The organism is Nonomuraea sp. B10E15 (assembly GCF_039871615.1).
In the GTDB taxonomy this organism is placed as follows: Bacteria; Actinomycetota; Actinomycetes; order Streptosporangiales; family Streptosporangiaceae; genus Nonomuraea.
Genome location: NZ_JBDPMB010000004.1, coordinates 286,890 through 307,661, shown reverse-complemented (window position 1 = coordinate 307,661; position 20,772 = coordinate 286,890). Strand labels below are relative to the sequence as shown.

The 20,772-nt window shown below is 70.8% G+C and carries 19 protein-coding genes; 13 read left to right on the top strand and 6 right to left on the bottom strand.

Translation table 11 applies throughout. The features are described 5' to 3' along the window. Positions 1 to 22: 22 nt before the first annotated feature. From ABGB14_RS17035 to ABGB14_RS17025, 3 genes are read left to right on the top strand one after another with little or no spacing between them, the layout of a single operon-like run. A complete protein-coding gene (locus ABGB14_RS17035; protein WP_347644624.1) occupies positions 23 to 616 on the top strand; it encodes an HAD-IIIA family hydrolase in 594 nt (197 codons plus the stop codon). Then, positions 613 to 1,533 carry a glycosyltransferase gene (locus ABGB14_RS17030; RefSeq protein WP_347644623.1) on the top strand — a complete coding sequence of 307 codons (921 nt, stop codon included), beginning with the start codon at positions 613 to 615 and terminating at the stop codon, positions 1,531 to 1,533. Before ABGB14_RS17035 ends, ABGB14_RS17030 begins: the two co-directional genes overlap by 4 nt. Before the next feature lie 34 nt (positions 1,534 to 1,567). Beyond that, entirely contained in the window at positions 1,568 to 1,870 is a 303-nt protein-coding gene (locus ABGB14_RS17025) for a WhiB family transcriptional regulator (protein WP_347644788.1), read from the top strand. On the opposite strand, the gene def is transcribed toward ABGB14_RS17025, so the two are convergent. Beyond that, complete coding sequence (gene def, locus ABGB14_RS17020; RefSeq protein ID WP_347644622.1) at positions 1,806 to 2,291, bottom strand: peptide deformylase; 486 nt, start codon at positions 2,289 to 2,291, stop codon at positions 1,806 to 1,808. The two genes, ABGB14_RS17025 and def, sit on opposite strands and share 65 nt — an antisense overlap. 238 nt (positions 2,292 to 2,529) lie before the next feature. Here def and ABGB14_RS17015 point away from each other — a divergent pair, with 238 nt between their 5' ends. Both ABGB14_RS17015 and ABGB14_RS17010 read left to right on the top strand, forming a co-directional pair. After that, positions 2,530 to 3,681, top strand: coding sequence for a uroporphyrinogen-III synthase (locus ABGB14_RS17015; RefSeq protein WP_347644621.1), 1,152 nt, complete (start codon positions 2,530 to 2,532; stop codon positions 3,679 to 3,681). Next, the gene (locus ABGB14_RS17010) at positions 3,678 to 4,415 is read left to right on the top strand and encodes a CbiX/SirB N-terminal domain-containing protein (RefSeq protein WP_347644620.1); all 738 of its coding nucleotides are present in this window, start codon (positions 3,678 to 3,680) and stop codon (positions 4,413 to 4,415) included. Before ABGB14_RS17015 ends, ABGB14_RS17010 begins: the two co-directional genes overlap by 4 nt. Before the next feature lie 33 nt (positions 4,416 to 4,448). Here ABGB14_RS17010 and ABGB14_RS17005 read toward each other — a convergent pair whose 3' ends face one another. Both ABGB14_RS17005 and ABGB14_RS17000 read right to left on the bottom strand, forming a co-directional pair. Beyond that, entirely contained in the window at positions 4,449 to 5,003 is a 555-nt protein-coding gene (locus tag ABGB14_RS17005) for a hypothetical protein (protein ID WP_347644619.1), read from the bottom strand. A 153-nt stretch (positions 5,004 to 5,156) separates the two neighbouring features. Continuing rightward, positions 5,157 to 6,011 (bottom strand): PAC2 family protein, encoded by an 855-nt coding sequence (locus ABGB14_RS17000; protein ID WP_132604671.1) that lies wholly within the window; start codon positions 6,009 to 6,011, stop codon positions 5,157 to 5,159. A 271-nt stretch (positions 6,012 to 6,282) separates the two neighbouring features. Here ABGB14_RS17000 and metH point away from each other — a divergent pair, with 271 nt between their 5' ends. The 8 genes from metH (at position 6,283) to ABGB14_RS16960 (ending at position 17,562) form a co-directional block, all read left to right on the top strand. Continuing rightward, positions 6,283 to 9,747 carry a methionine synthase gene (metH, locus tag ABGB14_RS16995; protein ID WP_347644618.1) on the top strand — a complete coding sequence of 1,155 codons (3,465 nt, stop codon included), beginning with the start codon at positions 6,283 to 6,285 and terminating at the stop codon, positions 9,745 to 9,747. Between the two features lie 96 nt (positions 9,748 to 9,843). Beyond that, on the top strand, positions 9,844 to 10,530 hold the full coding sequence (locus ABGB14_RS16990; protein ID WP_347644617.1) for an HAD family phosphatase: 687 nt from the start codon (positions 9,844 to 9,846) through the stop codon (positions 10,528 to 10,530). A gap of 105 nt (positions 10,531 to 10,635) precedes the next feature. Further along, positions 10,636 to 11,127, top strand: a complete 492-nt coding sequence (locus ABGB14_RS16985) for a cellulose synthase (protein ID WP_347644616.1) — start codon at positions 10,636 to 10,638, stop codon at positions 11,125 to 11,127. A 228-nt stretch (positions 11,128 to 11,355) separates the two neighbouring features. Beyond that, complete coding sequence (locus ABGB14_RS16980; RefSeq protein WP_347644615.1) at positions 11,356 to 12,348, top strand: ABC transporter permease; 993 nt, start codon at positions 11,356 to 11,358, stop codon at positions 12,346 to 12,348. A 48-nt stretch (positions 12,349 to 12,396) separates the two neighbouring features. Then, the gene (locus ABGB14_RS16975) at positions 12,397 to 14,157 is read left to right on the top strand and encodes an ABC transporter substrate-binding protein (protein WP_347644614.1); all 1,761 of its coding nucleotides are present in this window, start codon (positions 12,397 to 12,399) and stop codon (positions 14,155 to 14,157) included. Positions 14,158 to 14,241: 84 nt separating this feature from the next. After that, complete coding sequence (locus tag ABGB14_RS16970; protein WP_347644613.1) at positions 14,242 to 15,255, top strand: ABC transporter permease; 1,014 nt, start codon at positions 14,242 to 14,244, stop codon at positions 15,253 to 15,255. Continuing rightward, positions 15,252 to 16,277, top strand: coding sequence for an ABC transporter ATP-binding protein (locus tag ABGB14_RS16965; RefSeq protein WP_347644612.1), 1,026 nt, complete (start codon positions 15,252 to 15,254; stop codon positions 16,275 to 16,277). Before ABGB14_RS16970 ends, ABGB14_RS16965 begins: the two co-directional genes overlap by 4 nt. 250 nt (positions 16,278 to 16,527) lie before the next feature. Continuing rightward, on the top strand, positions 16,528 to 17,562 hold the full coding sequence (locus ABGB14_RS16960) for a dipeptide ABC transporter ATP-binding protein (protein ID WP_347644611.1): 1,035 nt from the start codon (positions 16,528 to 16,530) through the stop codon (positions 17,560 to 17,562). Between the two features lie 248 nt (positions 17,563 to 17,810). Here the strand turns inward: ABGB14_RS16960 and ABGB14_RS16955 are convergent, their stop codons facing one another. From ABGB14_RS16955 to ABGB14_RS16945, 3 genes are all read right to left on the bottom strand, one after another. Further along, on the bottom strand, positions 17,811 to 18,494 hold the full coding sequence (locus tag ABGB14_RS16955; RefSeq protein ID WP_347644610.1) for a response regulator transcription factor: 684 nt from the start codon (positions 18,492 to 18,494) through the stop codon (positions 17,811 to 17,813). Continuing rightward, a complete protein-coding gene (locus tag ABGB14_RS16950) occupies positions 18,491 to 19,666 on the bottom strand; it encodes a sensor histidine kinase (RefSeq protein WP_347644609.1) in 1,176 nt (391 codons plus the stop codon). Before ABGB14_RS16950 ends, ABGB14_RS16955 begins: the two co-directional genes overlap by 4 nt. A 186-nt stretch (positions 19,667 to 19,852) precedes the next feature. Next, the gene (locus tag ABGB14_RS16945) at positions 19,853 to 20,713 is read right to left on the bottom strand and encodes a RecB family exonuclease (protein ID WP_347644608.1); all 861 of its coding nucleotides are present in this window, start codon (positions 20,711 to 20,713) and stop codon (positions 19,853 to 19,855) included. Positions 20,714 to 20,772: the final 59 nt, after the last annotated feature.

The window sequence follows — 20,772 nt, the reverse complement described above, 5'->3', positions numbered from 1 at the left end:
GGGCACGCGACGGAGGTGAATGGTGTTCGAAAAGCGACGTCCCGGCGCCGTGCTGTTCGACCGGGACGGGACCTTGATCAGGGACGTTCCGTACAACGGCGATCCCCGTCTCGTCGAGCCCATGCCGGGTGCGACCGAGGCGCTGGGCCGGTTGCGGCGCGCCGACGTCCCGGTGGCCGTGGTCACCAACCAGTCCGGGGTGGCCAAGGGACTGGTCACGCCCGACGAGATGGACCAGGTGAACGCCAGGGTGGAGGAGCTGCTCGGCCCGTTCGACGCCTGGGCGATCTGCGTGCACGACGACACCGACGGCTGCACCTGCCGCAAGCCCGCGCCCGGACTCGTGATCAGGGCCGCCGCCGTGCTCGACGTCAGCCCGCGCGACTGCGTGGTGGTGGGGGACATCGGCAGGGACATGGAGGCGGCCAGGGCCGCCGGGGCCAGGGGCATCCTCGTCCCCACCATGGAGACGCTGCCGGAGGAGATCGAGGAGGCCCCCGAGGTGGCCGACGATCTGGCCGACGTCGTGGAGCGCGTGCTCAACGACGTCGGCGAGGCGCCCGTGCCCGCCGCCGCCGCGCCCTGGGCCAGGGCGATGGGCTGGAGCCGCTGGTGAGGATCCTCATCTGGCACGTGCACGGCTCGTGGACCAGCGCCTTCATCAGGGGCGGCCACGACTACCTCCTCCCGCTCGTCCCCGGCCGCGGCCCCGACGGCAGAGGCCGCGCCGCCACCTTCGACTGGCCGGCCGCGGCCCGCGAGGTGCCGTACGACCGGCTGCGCCACGAGCCCGTGGACGTGGTCGTCTACCAGCGCCCGCACGAGATCGGCCTGGCCCGCGAGTGGCTCGGCCGCGACGTGCCCGGCGTCTACGTCGAGCACAACACCCCGGCCGGCGACGTGCCCCGCACCCGCCACCACCTCGCCGGCCAGAACGACGTCACGCTCGTGCACGTCACCCACTTCAACGAGCTGTACTGGGACAACGGCCGGGCACGCACGCGCGTCATCGAGCACGGAGTCCCCGACCCCGGCCACCTGTACACGGGCGAGCTCCCCCGAGCGGGCGTCGTGGTCAACGAACCGGTACGCCGCACCAGGGTCGCCGGCACCGACCTGCTGCCCCGCTTCGCCGAGCGGGTGCCCCTCGACGTGTTCGGCATGAAGGTGGACGGGCTGCCGTACGGCACCCACGAGGACCTGCCGCAGCACGTCATGCACGCCGAGCTGGCCAGGCGGCGCGTCTACCTGCACCCCTACCGGTGGACCTCGCTGGGGCTCGCCCTCGTCGAGGCCATGACGCTGGGCATGCCCGTGGTCGCGCTGGCCGCCACCGAGGCGGTCGAGGCCGTGCCGCAGGAGGCCGGCGTCCTGTCGACGAAGGTGCACGTGCTCGCCGGCGCGCTGCACGATTTCGTGGCCGATCCGGAGCGCGCGAGCCAGGCGGGAAAGGCCGCCAGGGCCGCGGCTCTGGCACGGTACGGGCTCGACCGCTTCCTCGCCGACTGGGATCGGCTGCTCCATGAGGTATGACGGCCAGACGTCTGGGTAGGCGCGCCCCATGATGATGCTCGACTGGACACGCAGGGCGGCCTGCCTCGACCTGGACCCGGAGCTGTTCTTCCCGATCTCCCAGGAAGGTCCCAGCCAGTCACAGGTCCAGCGGGCCAAACACGTCTGCGGCGGCTGCCCCGTACAGGAGGCGTGCCTCGACTACGCGCTCAGCACCAGGCAGGCGTACGGCGTCTGGGGCGGCACCGATCCGGAACAACGGCGCGAGCTCAGGGCGGACGCCGCCGCCCGCCTCAGCCCGCCGGCAGCGCCTCGGCGAGAAACCGTGCCCGCTCGCTCTCTTCGAGATGGTCGCTGAACAGCACGCCGTCGAGATGGTCGACCTCGTGCTGCAACACCCTCGCCAGGATGCCCAGCGCCCGCACCGTCACCGGTTTGCCGAACATGTCACGGCCACGCGCGGTGACCATGTAGGAACGTTCCAGCGGCCACCACACGCCGGGCGCCGACAGGCACGCCTCGTCAGCGGTGACGCGCCGCTCTGACAACTCGAGGCGCGGGTTGACCAGATGGCCCGCCTTGCCGTCGTACGCGTAGACCACCACCCGCACCGCCTCACCCACCTGCGGCGCCGCCAGGCCGGCCCGGCCGGCTCCCGCCCGCATCGTGGCCGTCAGCGTCTTCACCAGCCGCCTGAGCTCCCGGTCGAAGTCGTGCACCGGCGACGCCACCGCGCGAAGCAGCGGGTCGTCGAACATGCGAATAGGCAGGACCGTCACCAGCACTCCCCGATAGCCGTCGTCATGACGGACGTTTCCCTCCGCGGCGCCGCCCCAACCGCGAAGGTTCCTGCCTTGTAGCACAGCGGTAACAGAGGAGACCCAGTGGCGAAACCACCCGAAAGCAGGATCGGAGCGTGATCTCACTTGCGTCGTACGCGCCTGTGATGCCTGGCCGGGTGCTCGGGGCCCGGCCGGGCACAGGGGCAGAAATCCCTGTCCGCCCGGAGCGGTCCGCATGAACGGGCGCTCGTCCCCGGAGACGGAGCCGGACGCGCTGGCCGGCTTCACCATCGGCGTGACCGCGACCAGGCGGCGGGAGGAGTTCGGGGCGCTGCTGGAACGGCGCGGCGCGCGCGTGGTCAGCGCCCCCGCCATCAGGCTGGTCCCGCTCGCCGAGGACGCCGACCTGCTCGCCGCGACCCGGCACAGCCTGCGGGGGCCGCTCGACGACGTGGTGGTCACCACCGGCGTCGGCTTCCGCGGCTGGATGGCCGCCGCGGAAGGCTGGGGGCTCTCCACCGACCTGGGCGAGCACCTGTCCAGGGCGCGCCTGCTGACGCGCGGGCCCAAGGCCAGGGGAGCGGTGCGGGCGGCCGGGCTGAACGACCACTGGACACCCGCCACCGAATCGTGCGACGAGATCAAGGAGTACCTGCTGGCCCAGGACCTGAGAGGGCGGCGCATCGCGGTGCAGCAGCACGGGGAGCCGCTCACCGGGTTCGTGGCCGGCCTGCGCGCGGCGGGGGCCGAGGTGATCGAGATCCCCGTCTACCGGTGGCTGCCGTACCGCGACGCCTCGCCGCTGCGCCGGCTCATCAGCCAGACGGTCTCCGGCTCGGTGGACGCCGTCGCCTTCACCAGCGCCCCCGCCGTGCACGCCATGCTCGGCATGGCCCGCTCCGAAGGGCTGGAGGACGCGCTGCTGTCCGCCTTCAGCGGGCCCGTGGTGGCCGCCTGCGTGGGGCCCGTGACCGCGGGCCCGCTGGACTCGCGCGGCGTGCCCACGCTGCAGCCGGATCGATCGCGGCTCGGCGCCCTGGCCCGCGCCCTGGCCAGGCACCTGCCGGAACACGGCGTCGCCAAGCTCGTGGCCGGCGATCACCAGCTGGAGATCCGCGGCCACGCCGTGGTCGTCGACGGCGAACTGCGGCCCCTGCCGCCGGCCCCGATGGCGGTGCTCAAGCGCCTGGCCGACAAGCCGGGGCACGTGGTGTCGCGCGCCGACCTGCGTACCGTGCTGCCGGGCGGCGTCGCGCGCGAATCGGCCGAGCACGCGGTGGAGATGGCCATCACCCGGCTGCGCCGCGCCCTCGGGCCGAGCGGGATCGTGGAGACGGTGGTCAAGCGCGGCTACCGGCTCGCCTGCCGCTACGAGGCGGGGCCGTGACCCCCGCGCTCGTGCTGGCCGCGCACGGCACGCGCAGCCCCGCGGGGCAGCGAACCCTCGCGGCCCTGGCGGAGACGGTCAGAAGAGCGCGTCCAGGCCGGCGGGTCGAGCTGAGCCATCTCGAGATCAGCGTGCCGCTGCTGGCCGAGGTGCTCCCCGCCGTCGCAGGCCCCGTCGTCGTCGTGCCGCTCCTGCTGGCCGGCGGCTACCACGTCCACATCGACCTGCCCGCGGTGATCGCGCGGAGCCGCCCGGACGCGATGGTGGCCGGCCGGCTGGGGCCGCACCGGCTGCTCACGTCGGCGCTCGTCCGCAAGCTGGCGCGGGCCGGGCTGCGCGCGGACGACGCCGTCGTGCTCGGCGCGGCGGGCTCCTCCGACCCGGCCGCCCTCGCCGACGTGCGCGCCGCCGCCCACCGGCTCGGCGTGCGCCTGGCGCGCCCGGTCACCGCCGCCTTCGCCTCCGCCGGCGCCCCCTCGCTGGAGGAGGCGGTGGAACGGCTCGGCTCCGCCGCCCGGGTGGTGATCGCGTCGTACGTCCTCGCGCCCGGCTTCTTCCACGACCGGCTGACCGCGGCGGGGGCGGGAGCGGTGAGCGAGCCGCTGGGAGCCGACCCGGACGTGGCGTCGCTGATCTGGCACCGTTACGAGGAGGCGCTCCGCGACCGCCGCGCGACGGCGCGGCACCCCCGTCAGCGGCACGCCCGGCCGACCCTCCGCCCCGCGACCCCCTGACACCGCCCCGGGGGAGGCGGCGGGGGCAGGGCGTCAGGCGTGGACGGGTTCGAGGCGCAGCTCGCGGACGATCTCCCTGGCGCTGTCGTCGAGGCTCGGCCCGGCGTCCCGCCCGACGAACATCTCGATGTAGGCCCGGTGGAAGCAGCCCGCGACCAGCAGCCGCGCGCTGGCCTCGGGGTCGGCGTCGGGGCGCACCCGGCCCAGCCGCTGCTCGGCGGCCAGGTACGCGGCGAGTGGCGTCGTCTCCGTGCGCGGTCCGAGCCCGGCGCCGCGCAGGGCCTCGCGGAAACGAACCGTCACGTCGGGCGAGGTGAAGGCGGGCAGCGCCGCGCCCTGCACCTCCATGTAGTAGTCGATGCCCGCTCGCGCCACCGGCAGAAGATTGTCGGAGATGCACCCTTTCCCTATTCGATGGGTTAGATCGTGGAGGATGCTGAGCCAGAGCGGGAGCCGATCCTGCAGCAGCGCGAGGAAGTAGTCGACGTGGCCGCCGCTGCGGTCCTCCCTGACGGAGACGGCCATCTCAAGGATGCGCCGCCTGGTGTCCTGACTTCTTTGGTGCGGATCCACGTGGGAAGTCGCCATGGCATGCCTAACGGTGCGCGGTCGGTTGATCAGGCATTACGGTGCGTCGATGCTGATGGAAGGGGCGACAGCTGGTGTCCAGCCTTGTGCGACGTGCGAGGCCCCGATTATCACCCGAAACCGCGAAAAATGTGGAGATTTGACCGCTGAAGGTCAGCTGTCGGTGTCGCGGTCCCTGCGCCGCAGGTAACGCTCGAACTCCGCGGCGATCGCGTCGCCGCTGGCCTCGGGCAACTCGGCGGCGTCCTTACGCTCCTCGAGCTCCTTGACGTACTCGGCGACCTCGCTGTCCTGCGAGGCCAGCTCGTCGACGCCACGCTCCCACGCGCGGGCCTCCTCGTCGAGATCGCCCAGCGGCATGGGGATCTCCAGCACGTCCTCGAGACGGCGCAACAGCGCGACCGTGGCCTTGGGGTTGGGCGGCTGCGCGACGTAGTGGGGCACCGACGCCCACAACGACACCGCGTCCATGCCGGCCCGGCCGAACTCGTGCTGCAGCACCCCCACGATGCCCGTCGGGCCCTCGTAGCGGCTCAGCTCCAGGTTGGTCGAACGCGCCAGCGTCTCGTCCGTGGCGCCGCCGAGGATGGGCACGGGCCGGGTGTGCGGCGAGTCGTTGAGCAGCGCCCCCAGCATCACGGCCAGCTCGACGCCGAGCTCGCGGCAGACCTCGATGATGTCGGCGCAGAACGAGCGCCAGCGCATGTTGGGCTCGATGCCGCGCAACAGCACGACGTCGCGCTCGACGCCCGGCGGGCGGGCGCGCAGCAACCGCGTCGTCGGCCACACGATCGACTGGGCCAGCCCGTCGTTCATCTCGACCACGGGCCGGGTCACCTGGAAGTCGTAGTAGTCGTCGGGGTCGAGCGCGACCAGCGTCTCGGCCTTCCAGGCGGACTCGAGATGGGCGACCACACCGCTGGAGGCCTCGCCCGCGTCGTTCCACCCTTCGAACGCGGCTATGAGCACCGGGTCGACGAGCTCGGGGAGCCCTTCGAGGTCTATCACGTGTCGCCTCCTCTCTCCATCATCCCGCTAAGCCTATGCGGTTCGGGGCCGTCAGCGTCACCGATCTCCCCCCGCAACGCCCGCGAACGCCCCACCGCGGCGCCCGCGGTCCACGTCCCCGGTGCCCGCCGGCACGTTCACGCACGCGGCACGGGCGTGGCGCCGGTCGCGCGGGCCGGGGACGCCTGACGCCACGCTCTGACGGGCGCGTCTACCGGCGCTCGAGGCGGCCTCGAACGATGGTTCAGGCACAGCCGATAAGCTTCACCTCATGAGCATCTCCCCGTCCTTCCGAGAAGTGTTGTCCCAGCGCGTCGTCGTCGCCGACGGGGCGATGGGCACGATGCTGCAGGCCCAGGACCCGACGCTCGACGATTTCCACGGCCACGAGGGCTGCAACGAGGTGCTCAATGTCACCCGGCCCGACATCGTCCGTGGCGTGCACGACGCCTATTTCGCCGTGGGCGTCGACTGCGTGGAGACCAACACCTTCGGCGCCAACCTGGCCGCGCTCGGCGAATACGACATCCCTGAGCGGGTCTTCGAATACTCCGAGGCCGGCGCCCGCATCGCGCGTGAGTCCGCCGACCACTGGTCCACGCCCGACCAGCCGAGGTTCGTGCTCGGCTCGATGGGTCCCGGCACCAAGCTGCCGACGCTGGGCCATCTGCCCTATGCCAGCCTGCGCGACGCCTACCGCGACAACGCCGCGGGCCTGATCGCCGGCGGCGCCGACGCCCTGATCGTCGAGACCTGCCAGGACCTGCTGCAGGTGAAGGCCGCCGTCATCGGCGCCAGGCGAGCCGTCGAAGACTCCGGTCGCGACGTGCCGATCATCGCCCAGGTGACGATCGAGACCAACGGCGCGATGCTGCTCGGCTCCGAGATCGGCGCCGCGCTGACCGCGATCGAGCCGCTCGGCGTCGACGTCGTCGGCCTCAACTGCGCGACCGGCCCCGCGGAGATGAGCGAGCACCTGCGCTACCTCGCCCGCCACTCGCGGCTCAAGCTCTCCTGCATGCCCAACGCCGGCCTGCCGGTGCTCACCTCCGACGGCGCCTACTACCCGCTCAGCGCGGAGGAGCTGGCCGGCGCGCACGACACCTTCACCGGCGACTACGGCCTGTCCCTGGTCGGCGGCTGCTGCGGCACCACGCCCGAGCACCTTCGCCAGGTCGTCGAGCGGGTCCGGGGCAAGCAGGCCGTCCAGCGCCGCCCCCACCCCGAGCCCGGCGCGTCCTCCCTCTACCAGACCGTGCCGTTCCGGCAGGACACCTCCTACCTCGCCATCGGGGAGCGGTGCAACACCAACGGCTCCAAGGTCTTCCGCGAGGCCATGCTGGAGGGCCGCTGGGACGACTGCGTCGAGATGGCCCGCAACCAGGCCCGCGACGGCGCCCACATGCTCGACCTGTGCGTCGACTACGTCGGGCGCGACGGCGCGGCCGACATGAAGGAGCTGGCCTTCCGCTTCGCCACCGCCTCCACGCTGCCGATCATGCTCGACTCGACCGAGCCCGCGGTGCTGCAGGCCGGTCTGGAGATGCTCGGCGGTCGCGCCGCCGTCAACTCCGTCAACTACGAGGACGGCGCGGGTCCCGACTCCCGCTTCCAGAAGATCATGCGCCTGGTGCGTGAGCACGGCTCGGCCGTGGTGGCGCTGACCATCGACGAGGAGGGCCAGGCCCGCACCGCCGACCGGAAGGTGGGCGTCGCCTGCCGCCTCATCGACGACCTGACCGCCAACTGGGGCATGCGGGTCGAGGACATCATCGTCGACTGCCTGACCTTCCCCATCGCCACGGGCCAGGAGGAGACCAGGCGCGACGGCCTGGAGACCATCGAGGCCATCCGCGAGCTCAAGCGCCGCCATCCGGGCGTGCAGACCACGCTGGGGCTGTCCAACATCAGCTTCGGCCTCAACCCCGCCGCCCGCATGGTGCTCAACTCGGTGTTCCTCAACGAGTGCGTCAACGCCGGGCTCGACTCCGCCATCGTGCACGCCTCCAAGATCCTGCCGATGGCCCGCATTCCCGACGAGCAGCGCCAGGTCGCGCTCGACATGGTCTACGACCGCCGGCGCGAGGGCTACGACCCGCTGCAGCGCTTCATGGACCTGTTCGAGGGCGTCGACGCCGCCGCCATGCGCGCGGGCAAGGCCGAGGAGCTGGCCGCGCTTCCGCTGTGGGAGCGGCTCAAGCGGCGCATCATCGACGGCGAGAAGAAGGGCCTCGAGGCCGACCTCGACGCCGCGCTGGAGCAGCGCCCCGCGCTGGAGATCATCAACGACGTGCTGCTCGACGGCATGAAGACCGTGGGCGAGCTGTTCGGGTCGGGGCAGATGCAGTTGCCGTTCGTGCTGCAGTCGGCCGAGGTGATGAAGTCGGCCGTCGCCTACCTCGAGCCCCACATGGAGCGGGTCGACGGTGAGACGAAGGGCCGCATCGTGCTGGCCACCGTCAAGGGCGACGTGCACGACATCGGAAAGAACCTCGTCGACATCATCCTGTCCAACAACGGCTACCAGGTGGTCAACCTCGGCATCAAGCAGCCGGTCTCGGCCATCCTGGAGGCCGCGGACGAGCACAAGGCCGACGTGGTGGGCATGTCGGGCCTGCTGGTCAAGTCGACGGTCATCATGAAGGAAAACCTGGAGGAGATGAACTCCAGGGGCCTGTCGGAGCGCTATCCCGTGCTGCTCGGCGGGGCCGCGCTCACCCGCGCCTACGTCGAGCAGGATCTGGCCGAGCTGTTCGCGGGCGAGGTGCGCTACGCCCGCGACGCGTTCGAGGGGCTGCGGCTCATGGACGCGTTCATGGCCGTCAAGCGCGGCGTCGCCGGAGCCACGCTGCCGCCGCTGCGCGAGCGGCGCGTCAAGACCGGCGCCGTGCTCACCCGCACGCCCGTCGAGGAGCTGCCGGCCCGCTCCGACGTGGCGGAGGACAACCCCGTGCCGTCGCCGCCGTTCCACGGCGACCGCGTCGTCAAGGGCGTCTCGCTGGGCGACTACAGCGCCTTCCTCGACGAGCGGGCGCTGTTCCTCGGCCAGTGGGGGCTCAAGCCCGCCAGGGGCGGCCAGGGGCCCGGCTACGACGAGCTGGTGGAGACCGAGGGGCGGCCGCGGCTGCGCATGTGGCTCGATCGCATCCAGACCGAGGGCCTGCTGGAGGCGGCCGTCGTCTACGGCTATTTCCCGTGCGTCTCCGACGGCGACTCGCTGATCATTTTGGATGACGGCGGCGGCGAGCGCACCCGCTTCACGTTCCCGCGCCAGCGCCGCGACCGCCACCTGTGCCTGTCCGACTTCTTCCGCGGCAAGAGCTCCGGCGAGGTCGACGTGGTCGGCTTCCAGGTGGTCACCATGGGGCCGAAGATCGCCGAGGCCACCGCCGAGCTGTTCGCGAAGGACGCCTACCGCGACTACCTCGAGCTGCACGGCCTGTCGGTGCAGCTCACCGAGGCGCTGGCCGAATACTGGCACGCCAGGGTGCGCCAGGAGTGGGGGATCGGCGGGGACGAGTCGCTCGACGACATGCTCAAGGTCAACGTCCAGGGGTGCCGCTACTCGTTCGGCTACCCCGCCTGTCCCAACCTGGAGGATCAGCAGCAGCTGTTCCAGCTGCTCGATCCCGAGCGCATCGGGGTGACGTTGTCGGAGGAGTTCCAGCTCCACCCCGAGCAGGCCACCTCCGCGCTGGTCGCCCACCATCCCGAGGCGAAATACTTCAACGTCTGACCCGGTCCGGCGCCCACCGGTGGGAGCGGACTCACCGAAGGGCCCGGGCGCCGGCGAGGCGGGCCCGGAGACGGGAGCGGGGGAGGACGACGGCACATGGCGACCGAGCGCGCCGAACGGAGTGAGACGATGGGCATGCAGGCGGTCTTCTTCGACATGGACGGCCTGCTGGTCGACACCGAAAAGATCTGGCTCGAGATCGAGTCCGAGGTGATGGGCAGGCTCGGCGGCACGTGGACGCCCGACCACCAGGTGCACCTCCTGGGCGGGTCCATGGAGCGCGCGGTCGGCTACATGTTGTCCGCGTCCGGCTCCGGCGTGAGCGCCGCGACGGTGGGGCAGTGGATGGTCTCCGGCATGGTCGAGCGCCTCTCCGGAGGGGTGCGCGTGATGCCGGGCGCGTCCGAGCTGCTCGACGCGCTGCGCGACGAGGGCGTTCCGGTCGGGCTGGTCACCTCCTCGCTGGGGGAGATCGCCGACGCGGTGCTCAAGGGCGTCGGCCGCGACCGGTTCGACCTCGTGGTGACCGCCGACGACGTCGAGCGGACCAAACCCGACCCCGAGCCCTACCTGACGGCCGCGCGGCTGCTCGGCGTGCCGCCGGTCCGCTGCGTCGTCCTGGAGGACTCACCGAACGGCGTGGCGGCGGCCACCGCCGCCGGCTGCGCGGTGGTGGCGGTGCCCAGCCTGCTGCCGGTCGAGGCGGCGGCCGGCCGCCTGGTGGTCTCCTCCCTGGAGGAGGTCACGGTCGACCGCCTGAGGGCCCTCCTGCCCGGTGCCTGAGGGCCAGGGCTCCGTCCCCTAGGGGAAATGTGGTTCTCGCGGAGGATGCCGTCCCGCGTTCGCGTGCCAGGATGGAGGCAGAGCCACAACGAGGGAGCGGGCAGGATGTCGTTTGATCAGATCGCTTGGCTGCCGCTGTGCGCCGGGGCGACCATCGCCGGGCTGGTGTTGAGTTTCCTGGCATTCCGGCGCAGGGGGGCCGCCTCCGGGCTGCGGGTGGCGGCGTGGGCGCTGCTGCCGGTGGCGGCCTATCTGACCGACGCGCTACGGTCGCTGTGGACCATCGGCGTCACCATCGTGGGCTTCGTGACCGGTCTGGTGTTCAACCCGCTCGTGTGGGCGGGAGTGGCCGTCGCGGGGCTGTCGGCGGTGCTCTTCGTCGTGTCCGGGGTGATGCGGGGCAGGAAGCTGAGGATCGTGGGGCGGCGGAAGAAGCCGTCCGCGGACGGCCAGCAGGAGCAATCCGTTCAGCCCGCAGCGAACAAGCCGGCCGTCTCCAGCAAACCGCAGCCCGCCGCGGCCGCCCCCAAGGCGGGCAAGCGCGACGACGACTTCTCCGACATCGAAGAGCTGCTGAAGCGCCGGGGCATCAGCTGATCCGGACGCTCTGTCACAGTTCCGAGACTCAACCGGGACGCAGGCTAGACATTGTCGTAAAGATCAATACGAATGAGTTTCGCATCAATCACAGATTAGCCACATAGCGGCCTGAGGGACTGGTCAGTGCAGCTCAGGCCATAGATTCTGCCTCCTGAGGTCGCGCGACTCGCGGTCTGAAGTTGATACTCCATAGACGCGTCGTCTGCTATCAGGGGGCAATCCGGCATGACCGCACCGCTTGACGTTTCCGGTTCCGCCGCAGAAGCGCAGCCGGAGTCGGTGCTCGCGGGAGCGGGCAAGGCCATCCAGGGCAGATCCCTCACGCGGATCGCCTGGACGCGGCTCAGGCGCGACAAGATCGCGCTTACCGGCGGCATCGTCGTCGTGCTGCTGATTCTCGTCGCGGTCTTCGCCTCGCCCATCATCGCCGTGTTCGGCCACCCGCCCCTGGAGTTCCACCAGGACCAGATCGACCAGAGCACGCTCCTGCCCAAGGGCGCGTTCGGCGGCATGAGCAGCGAATACCTGCTCGGCGTCGAGCCGATCAACGGCCGCGACATCTTCAGCCGCATCGTCGCCGGCGCGTGGGTCTCGCTGCTGATCGGTTTCCTCGCCACGATGTTGTCGGTGCTCATCGGCACCACGCTGGGCGTCATCGCCGGCTACTTCGGCGGCTGGGTCGACCTGGTGATCGGCCGGCTGATGGACGTCTTCCTGGCCTTCCCGCTGCTGGTCTTCGCGATCGCGCTGGCGGGCGTCGTCCCCGACAAGGGCTTCGGCCTCGAGGGCAACGGCCTGCGGATCGCCATGATGATCTTCATCATCGGCTTCTTCAGCTGGCCCAGCATCGGCCGCATCGTCCGCGGGCAGACGCTCTCGCTGCGCGAGCGGGAGTTCGTCGACGCTTCGCGAAGCCTGGGGGCGCGCAACGGCTACATCCTGTTCCGCGAGATCCTGCCCAACCTGATGGCGCCGATCCTGGTCTACGCGACCCTGCTCATCCCGACCAACATCCTCTTCGAGGCGGCGCTCTCCTTCCTGGGGGTCGGCGTCAACCCGCCCACCCCGACCTGGGGAGGCATGCTCTCCGAGGCGGTCAGGTTCTACACGCTGCCGCACTTCGTGCTCTTCCCGGGGCTGGCGATCTTCGTTACCGTCCTTGCGTTCAACCTGTTCGGAGACGGGCTGCGGGACGCCTTCGACCCGCGGGCGCACTGATCTTCGCCAACGCTCCATCCCCATCTCACTCATCAAGGGGTTACGTCAATGAGAAGGAAAACCGCACTGGCAGGGGCCGCGACAGCGGCGCTCGCCCTGGTGCTCTCCGCATGCGGCGGAGGCGGCGGCACACAACAGCCCGCCGATTCGTCCTCCGGCGGCGCCGCGCAACCCGCGTTCAACGCCGGCCTCACCGAGGTGTTCAACCCCTCGACGAAGAAGGGCGGCACCCTCAAGGCCGCCCACTCCGCCGACTGGGACAGCCTCGACCCGGGTGACACCTACTACGGCTACTCGTTCAACTTCGGCCGCCTCTACTGGCGGACGCTGACGACGTACAAGCCGGGTCCCGGCCCCGACGGCAACACCGTCGTCCCCGACCTCGCCGAAGGGCTGGGCGAGCCGAGCGACGGCGGCAAGACCTGGACGTACAAGCTCAAGAGCGGCCTGAAGTTCGAGGACGGCACCCCGATCACGGCCAAGGACGTGGCCTACGCCGTGGCGCGCTCGTGGGACAAGAAGACCTTCCCGCACGGCCCCTCCTACCTCAACGAGCTGCTCGACTGGCCGAAGGACTTCAAGGGCGTCTACGACGACCCCGACGCCGACTACTCCTCGGCCGTAGAGGCGACCGACGACTCGACGGTGGTCTTCCACCTGAAGGAGCCGTTCGCGTCCATGGACTACGTCGTGCAGATGCCGATGACCGCCCCGGTTCCCAAGGACAAGGACACCGGCGCGAAGTACAAGGAGAAGGTCGTCTCCTCGGGCCCGTACAAGTTCGAGACCAACGAGATCGGCAAGGGCTTCACGCTGGTGCGCAACGACCAGTGGGACCCGGCGACCGACCCCATCCGTCCCGCGCTGCCCGACCGGATCGAGGTCCAGGTCAACGTCAACGCCGACGACCTGGACAACCAGCTCATCGCCGGTGACGTCCACCTCGACATCCCCGGCACCGGCCTGCAGCCGGCCGCGCTGGGCAAGGTGCTGCCCGACCCCGCGCTGAAGGCGCGTACGGACAACCCCACCATCCCCAGGCTCTGGTACGTCTCGGTCATCCCCGACACGCCGCCGCTGGACAACATCGAGTGCCGCAAGGCGGTCATGTGGGCCGCCGACCGCGTCGCCAACCAGACCGCCTACGGAGGCGAGCTCGCCGGCGGCGAGATCGCCACGAACGTCCTGCCGCCGCCCATCGTCGGCCAGGAGAAGTTCGACCTGTACGCGACCCCGGGCAACAAGGGCGACGTCAACAAGGCCAAGCAGGCCCTCGCCGCCTGCGGCCAGCCGAACGGCTTCTCCACCACCATGACCTACCGCTCCGACCGTCCTCGCGAGAAGGCGCTGGCCGAGGCCATGGAGCAGGCGCTGGCCAAGGTCGGCATCAAGCTGACGCTCAAGGGCTTCCCCGGCTCCAGCTACTTCTCCGACTACGCCGGCAACGTCAACTACGTGAAGAAGAACGGCATCGGCCTGGCCGCCCACGGCTGGGGCTCCGACTGGCCTGACGGTTACGGCTTCCTGCAGGCCATCGTCGACAGCCGTACGATCCGCGACGCCGGCAACTACAACCTCAGCGTCAAGAACGACGAGGTCGACAAGCTGATCGACCAGGCCTCCGCCGAGCTCGACGACGCGGCCCGCGCCAAGCTCTGGGTCGAGGTCGACAAGAAGGTCATGGAAGACGCCTCCATCCTTCCGGTGGTCTGGGCCAAGTCGCTGCTCATGCGCGGCAAGGGCGTGACGAACGTCGCCTACAACGAGGGCCAGAGCATGTTCGACTACATCTTGCTCGGCGTCGAGTGACCGTGCGAGGTACGGGGATCTAGCGAAGGCAGGTGAAGGCACAAGTGGCCTGCTCGGTGACGGGCAGGCCACTCGGCCGTAGCGGTGTTCACATACATCATCAAACGTGTCATCGGCGCGTTCGCCATGCTCATCGTCATCAGCATGGTCACCTTCGGCATCTTCTACGTCGTCCCCCAGTGGGCCGGCGCCTCGCCGGAGGCCATGGCGTCGCGTTACGTCGGGCGCGCCGCGACGCCGGAGACGGTGCACCTGGTGGCCGAGCGGCTGGGCTTCAACGATCCGGTGATCGTGCAGTACGGCAGGTTCGTCAAGGGCCTGGTGGCAGGAGCCGAGTACGACTACGGCGCGGGCGTCGAGCAGTGCCCCGCGCCCTGCTTCGGCTACTCCTTCATCAGCGGGCAGCCCGTCTGGCCCGACCTGCTGGACCGCATGCCGGTGACCTTCTCGCTGGCCATCGGAGCCGCCGTCCTCTGGGTGGTGGGCGGCGTCTGCGTGGGCGTGATCTCCGCGCTGCGCCGGGGCAGCTTCTTCGACCGCCTCTCCATGGGTGCCGCGCTGGCCGGCGTCTCGCTGCCGATCTTCTTCACCGGCATGGTCTCCCTGGTCGTCTTCAGCTACGGCCTGGGCTGGACCCCACCCGGCGGCGCTTGGACGGACATCTCCGTCAATCCAGCCCAATGGGCCTACAACCTGCTGCTGCCGTGGATCACGCTGGCGTTCCTGTTCGCCGCGACCTACGCCCGGCTCACCCGCGCCGGGATGCTGGAGACGATGGGCGAGGACTACATCCGCACCGCCAGGGCCAAGGGCCTGCACGAGCGCGAGGTCGTGGTCAAACACGGCCTGCGGGCCGCGCTGACGCCCATCCTGACCCTCTTCGGCATCGACTTCGGTCTGCTCATCGGCGGCGCCATCCTCACCGAGACCACCTATACTCTGCCCGGGCTCGGCCAGTTCGCCATCCTGGCGATCAGAAATCAGGACATGCCGCAGGTCATGGGCGTGGTGCTGGTCGCCGCGATGTTCGTGGTCGTGGCCAGCCTGATCGTCGACCTGCTCTATGCCGTGGTCGACCCGAGGGTGAGGTTGTCGTGAGCTTCCTTGACGTCAAGGACCTGAAGATCCATTTCCCGACCGACGACGGCCTGGTCAAGTCCGTCGACGGGCTGTCGTTCAGCGTCGATCGCGGCAAGACCCTGGGCATCGTGGGGGAGTCGGGCTCGGGCAAGAGCGTGACCAGCCTCGGCGTGCTCGGCCTGAACAGGGGCGGGCGGGCGCGGATCTCCGGGGAGATCTGGCTCGACGGCGAGGAGCTCAACAGCGCCTCGGCCGAGCACGTACGCGGGCTGCGCGGCAAGAAGATGGCGATGATCTTCCAGGATCCGCTGTCGTCCATGCACCCCTACTACACGGTCGGCCACCAGATCATCGAGGCCTACCGCATCCACAACGACGTCTCCAAGCAGGTGGCCCGCAAGCACGCCGTCGACATGCTCGGCCGGGTCGGCATCCCCGAGCCGGGAAGGCGCGTCGACAGCTACCCGCACGAGTTCTCCGGCGGCATGCGACAGCGCGCCATGATCGCCATGGCGCTCTCGTGCGACCCCGAGCTGCTCATCGCCGACGAGCCGACGACCGCTCTCGACGTGACCGTGCAGGCGCAGATCCTCGACCTGATGCGCGACCTGCAGCGCGAGTTCAACTCCGCGCTCATCATCATCACGCACGACCTCGGCGTGGTGGCGGAGCTGTCCAACGACATCCTCGTCATGTACGCGGGAAGATGCGTCGAATACGGCTCCACCGACGACATCTTCTACCGTCCCGAACACCCCTACACCTGGGGGCTGCTGGGCTCCATGCCCCGCCTCGACCGCGAACCCACCGAACGGCTGCTGCCGATCAAGGGCTCCCCGCCGTCGCTGATCAACGTGCCGGACGGCTGCGCCTTCCACCCCCGCTGCCCGTTCTCCGAGCGCACCGGGGGCAAGGCCGAGACCGAGGCGCCGGTGCTCGCCGAGACCGAGGGCGGCCACCTGGTGCGCTGCCACATGAGCCGGGACGAGCGGCGCACGCTGTGGGAGGACGAGATCAAGCCCGCGCTGGAGACCTCGTGACATCCGCTCCGGCGCGCGAGGCCGAAGCATCCCCGACGAAGCCGGGCGGCGCGCGGGTCGCCACCCCGGCCCGCGCCTGGAAGGCTTCCCGCGCCGCCACACACCCCGAGGCGGTCGCGCTCGCCGGCGTCACCACCGACGCCGGTCACTCCGGGCCGCCGCGCCGACACGATCAGGAGAACGTCATGCCCTGGAGCCCCCTATACGTTCGCCGCGCCAGGGGACGCGGTCGTCACGCGGGAGGTGCGCGATGACCGAGGCGAGCGACAACGAGTTGCTGCTTTCCGTCCAGAACGTCGAAAAGCACTTTCCCGTGACGAAGGGCCTGCTCAAAAGGCAGGTCGGCGCCGTCAAGGCGGTCGACGGGATCAGCTTCGACGTGGTCAAGGGCGAGACGCTCGGCCTGGTGGGCGAGTCGGGCTGCGGCAAGTCCACGACCGGGAGGCTGATCACCCGGCTGCTCGAGCCCACGGCCGGCAAGATCATCTTTGAGGGGGAGGACATCTCGCACATGTCGCAGGGCCGGCTCAGGCCGCTCCGCCGCGACATGCAGATGATCTTCCAGGACCCCTACTCGTCACTCAACCCCCGGCACACCGTCGGCGCCATCGTCGGCGCCCCCTTCCGCATCCAGGGCGTGCAGACCGAGAACGGCGTCAAGAAGGCCGTCCAGGACATCCTGGAGCTCGTCGGGCTCAGCCCCGAGCACTACAACCGCTACCCTCACGAGTTCTCCGGCGGGCAGCGGCAGCGCATCGGCATCGCCCGTACGCTCGCGCTCAGGCCCAAGCTGATCATCGCCGACGAGCCGGTCTCCGCGCTCGACGTCTCCATCCAGGCCCAGGTCGTCAACCTGCTCGAAGACCTGCAGAACGAGCTCGACCTGACCTACGTCGTGATCGCCCACGACCTGTCGGTGGTGCGCCACATCAGCGACCGGGTCGCCGTCATGTACCTGGGCAAGATCGTCGAGATCGCCGGCCGCAAGCGCCTGTACAGCTCGCCGATGCACCCGTACACCAACGCCCTGCTGTCGGCGGTGCCGGTGCCCGACCCGAGAGGGCGGGCCGGCCGCGAGCGCATCCGGCTGACCGGCGACGTGCCGAGCCCGCTCAACCCGCCGCCCGCCTGCCGCTTCCACACCCGCTGCTGGAAGGCACAGGACATCTGCAAGCAGGTCGAGCCGCCGCTGGAGGAGCTGGCCAGCGGCCATCAGGTCGCCTGCCACTTCCCGGAGAACGCCCCGGAGGTCTCCGCGGCCCCCGCCGCGACCGAGGACGCCTGACACCGACCGGGCGCCGCGGCCCGGGTTCGGCGGCGATGCGTGCGCGGCCGCGACCGGGATCCCACGCTCCTGACCCGGCGACGCGGCATCCGGCGGGGTGCGGCGGCCGGGTTTCGTGGCGCCCGTGTCGGCGCGCGACGCCCGGCGGGGTCGATGCGGCCGCGGTGCGTGGCGTCCGTCCCGGTGCGGCGCTGAGATGCCGGACGCGGAGCGGCGCGTGAACCGGTCTCAGGGCAGGGGAGCGGGTGTCAGGGCATGGCGCCCGGTGTGATCAACCCCGTCTCGTACGCCAGGACCACGGCCTGCACCCGGTCGCGCAGCCCCAGCTTGGTCAGCACGTTGCCGACGTGCGTCTTCACCGTGGTCTCGCTCACCACGAGCTTGGCCGCGATCTCCGCGTTGGACATGCCCTTCGCGATCAGCCGCAGCACCTCCAGCTCCCGCTCGGTCAGCCGGTCGAGCCGTGCGGGGGTGGCCTGCTCGTGAGCGGGGGGCAGCCGCGTGGCGAACCGGTCGAGCAGCCGCCGCGTCACGCTGGGCGCCACGATCGCGTCGCCGGCCGCCACCACCCGGATGGCCTGCACCAGCTCGTCGGGCGGCACGTCCTTCAGCAGGAACCCGGAGGCGCCCGAGCGCAGCGCCTCCACGATGTACTCGTCCAGGTCGAACGTCGTCAGCACCAGCACTTTCGGCACGTGCGCCGACGGCGTCGCCTCCCGCACGATCCTGCGGGTGGCCTCGATGCCGTCGACCCCGGGCATCCGGATGTCCATGAGCACCACGTCGGGCAGCAGCGCCCGCGTCTGCTCCTGGGCGCCCTTGCCGTCGCCGGCCTGGCCCACCACCGTGATGTCGGGCTCGGCCTCGAGAATCAGGCGGAATCCCGTACGCAGCAGCGGCTGGTCGTCCACCAGCAGCACTCTGATCGTCATTGGCCGTCCTTCAACGGGAATCTCGCCCGCACTTCGAAACCGCCCCCGGGTAGCGGACCGACGCTGAGGATTCCACCATAGAGGGCAACCCTTTCACGAATGCCCACCAAACCATGACCGGGCCGAGCCGGCGCCCCGGCCGTGCCCCGGCCGTCGTCGGCCACGCGTACGTCCAGCTCGTGCGGCGCGTGGCGGACCGTCACCACCGCCTGCGTCCCGGCGCCCGCGTGCCGCATGCTGTTCGTCAGCCCTTCCTGGACCAGCCGGTAGGCGGCCAGGTCGACCCCCGCGGGCAGCGGCGGCGGCTCGCCCTCGACGATCAGCCGCGTGGGCAGCCCTGCCTCACGCATCTGCTCGACCAGCGCGGGCAGGTCGTCCACGCCCGGCTGTGGCCCCAGCTCGGCGCGGGCGTCGGTGCGCAGCACGCCGACGATGTTGCGCATCTCGGACATGGCCATCCGGCCGGTGTGCTCGATCGCCGTCAGCGCCTCGCGAGCCAGGCCGGGGTCGGAGGACAGCACCTTGCGCGCCGCGGCCGCCTGCACGGTCATCACGCTGACGTGGTGGGCGACGACGTCGTGGAGCTCGCGGGCGATCCTCGACCGCTCCTCGGCCCGCGCGGCCCGCGTGTCGGCCGCGCGCGCCCGCTCCAGCCGCGCCGCACGGCCTCTCAGCTCCTCCCTGTAGGCCCGGCGCAACCGCAGGCTCCGGCCCGCGCCCCACACCGAGACCAGCACCATGGCCACCACGACGTGGTCGCTCAGGCTCGTGGCCATGGGCGGGCCCGCCGCGGCGCCCAGGGTGTAGGCCAGCACCGAGATCAGCAGCCCGCCCAGCGCCATCGCCAGGCCCCGGTTGGAGGCCACGGAATAGAGCAGCACCAGCCCGGACAGGCCCGGCACGCCGGTGCTGTAGCCGAACGCGGTCAGCAGCGTCTCCGGCACCAGCCCGACGCACAACGCCGCCAGCGGCCACCGCCTGCGCACGGTCACGGGGGCGCACGCCAGCAGCACCAGCAGCACACCGAACGGATCGGGCTCGCGCATGCCGTCGACCGCCAGGCCCCCGGACGGCAGCCGTCCAGGGTCGTAGAGAACGAACAGCGCCACCGAGGCCGCGGCCACCACTCCGGCGAGCACCGTGTCGTGGAACCTGGTTCGGTCTATCCGCACCGCTTCACTGTAGGCCCAGGCCAGAGCACGCAACCTCCTCCCTCGGGAGGATTAGCGCGCACACCCCGGCCACGCCGCGCCCCAGGACGCGCGCTCAGAGCTCGCCGGTGGCCGATCGGCGGTGTCGTGGGCCCGCACTCTCAGAGCCCGCCGGTGGCCGATCGGCGGTGTCGTGGGCCCGCGCGCTCAGAGCTCGTCCGTGGCCGATCGGCGGCTGCTGCGGACCGTGTCGCCGGGCTTGCGGTCGGGAACCGGCGGCGGGGTGCCGCCGAACTCCGGGCACAGCGCCTGGTGGTCGCACCAGTCGCACAACCGGCTCCTGCGCGCCCGCCACTCGCCGGACTGCAGGGACCGCTCGATGGCCGCCCACAACGCCATGACCTTGCGCTCGGTGGCCAGCAGGTCGGCCTCGTCGGGCGCGTAGCGCAGCACCTCGCCCTTGCCCCCCAGGTAGACCAGCTGCAGCAGCCGCGGCACCTGCCCGCGCAGCCGCCACAGCACCAGGGCGTAGAACTTCATCTGAAATAACGCCTTGGCCTCGAAATCGGGCCCCGGCGCGCTGCCCGTCTTGTAGTCGACCACCCTGACCTCGCCGGTGGGCGCCACGTCGAGCCGGTCGACGTAGCCCCGCAGCATGAGCCCGCCGTCGAGCACCGCCTCGACGTAGAGCTCCCGCTCGGCGGGCTCCAGCCGCGTCGGATCCTCCAGCGTGAAATAGCGCTCCAGCATGCCGCGCGCCTGCGCCAGCCACTCGCCCTGCTCGGCCTCGTCGGCGAACATCTCGCCGTATTGCGGGTCGTCGTCGAGCAGCCGCCGCCACTGCGGCTCCAGCAGCTCAAGCGCCGCGCTCACCGAACGCCGCGGCGCCGGCAGGTCGTAGAGGCGCTCGAGGACGGCGTGCACCACCGTGCCCCGCACCGCCGCCTGCGACGGCTTCTCGGGCAGCTGGTCGATCACCCGGAAACGGTAGAGCAGCGGACATGTCATGAAATCGCCCGCCCGGGACGGGGAGAGAGCTCCGATGATCGCCGGCTCGGTCAAGGTCATGCACCGCACTCTAGGTCAAGAGCCCGACAGAATAACGCCCGCGGAACGAGGATCACCTG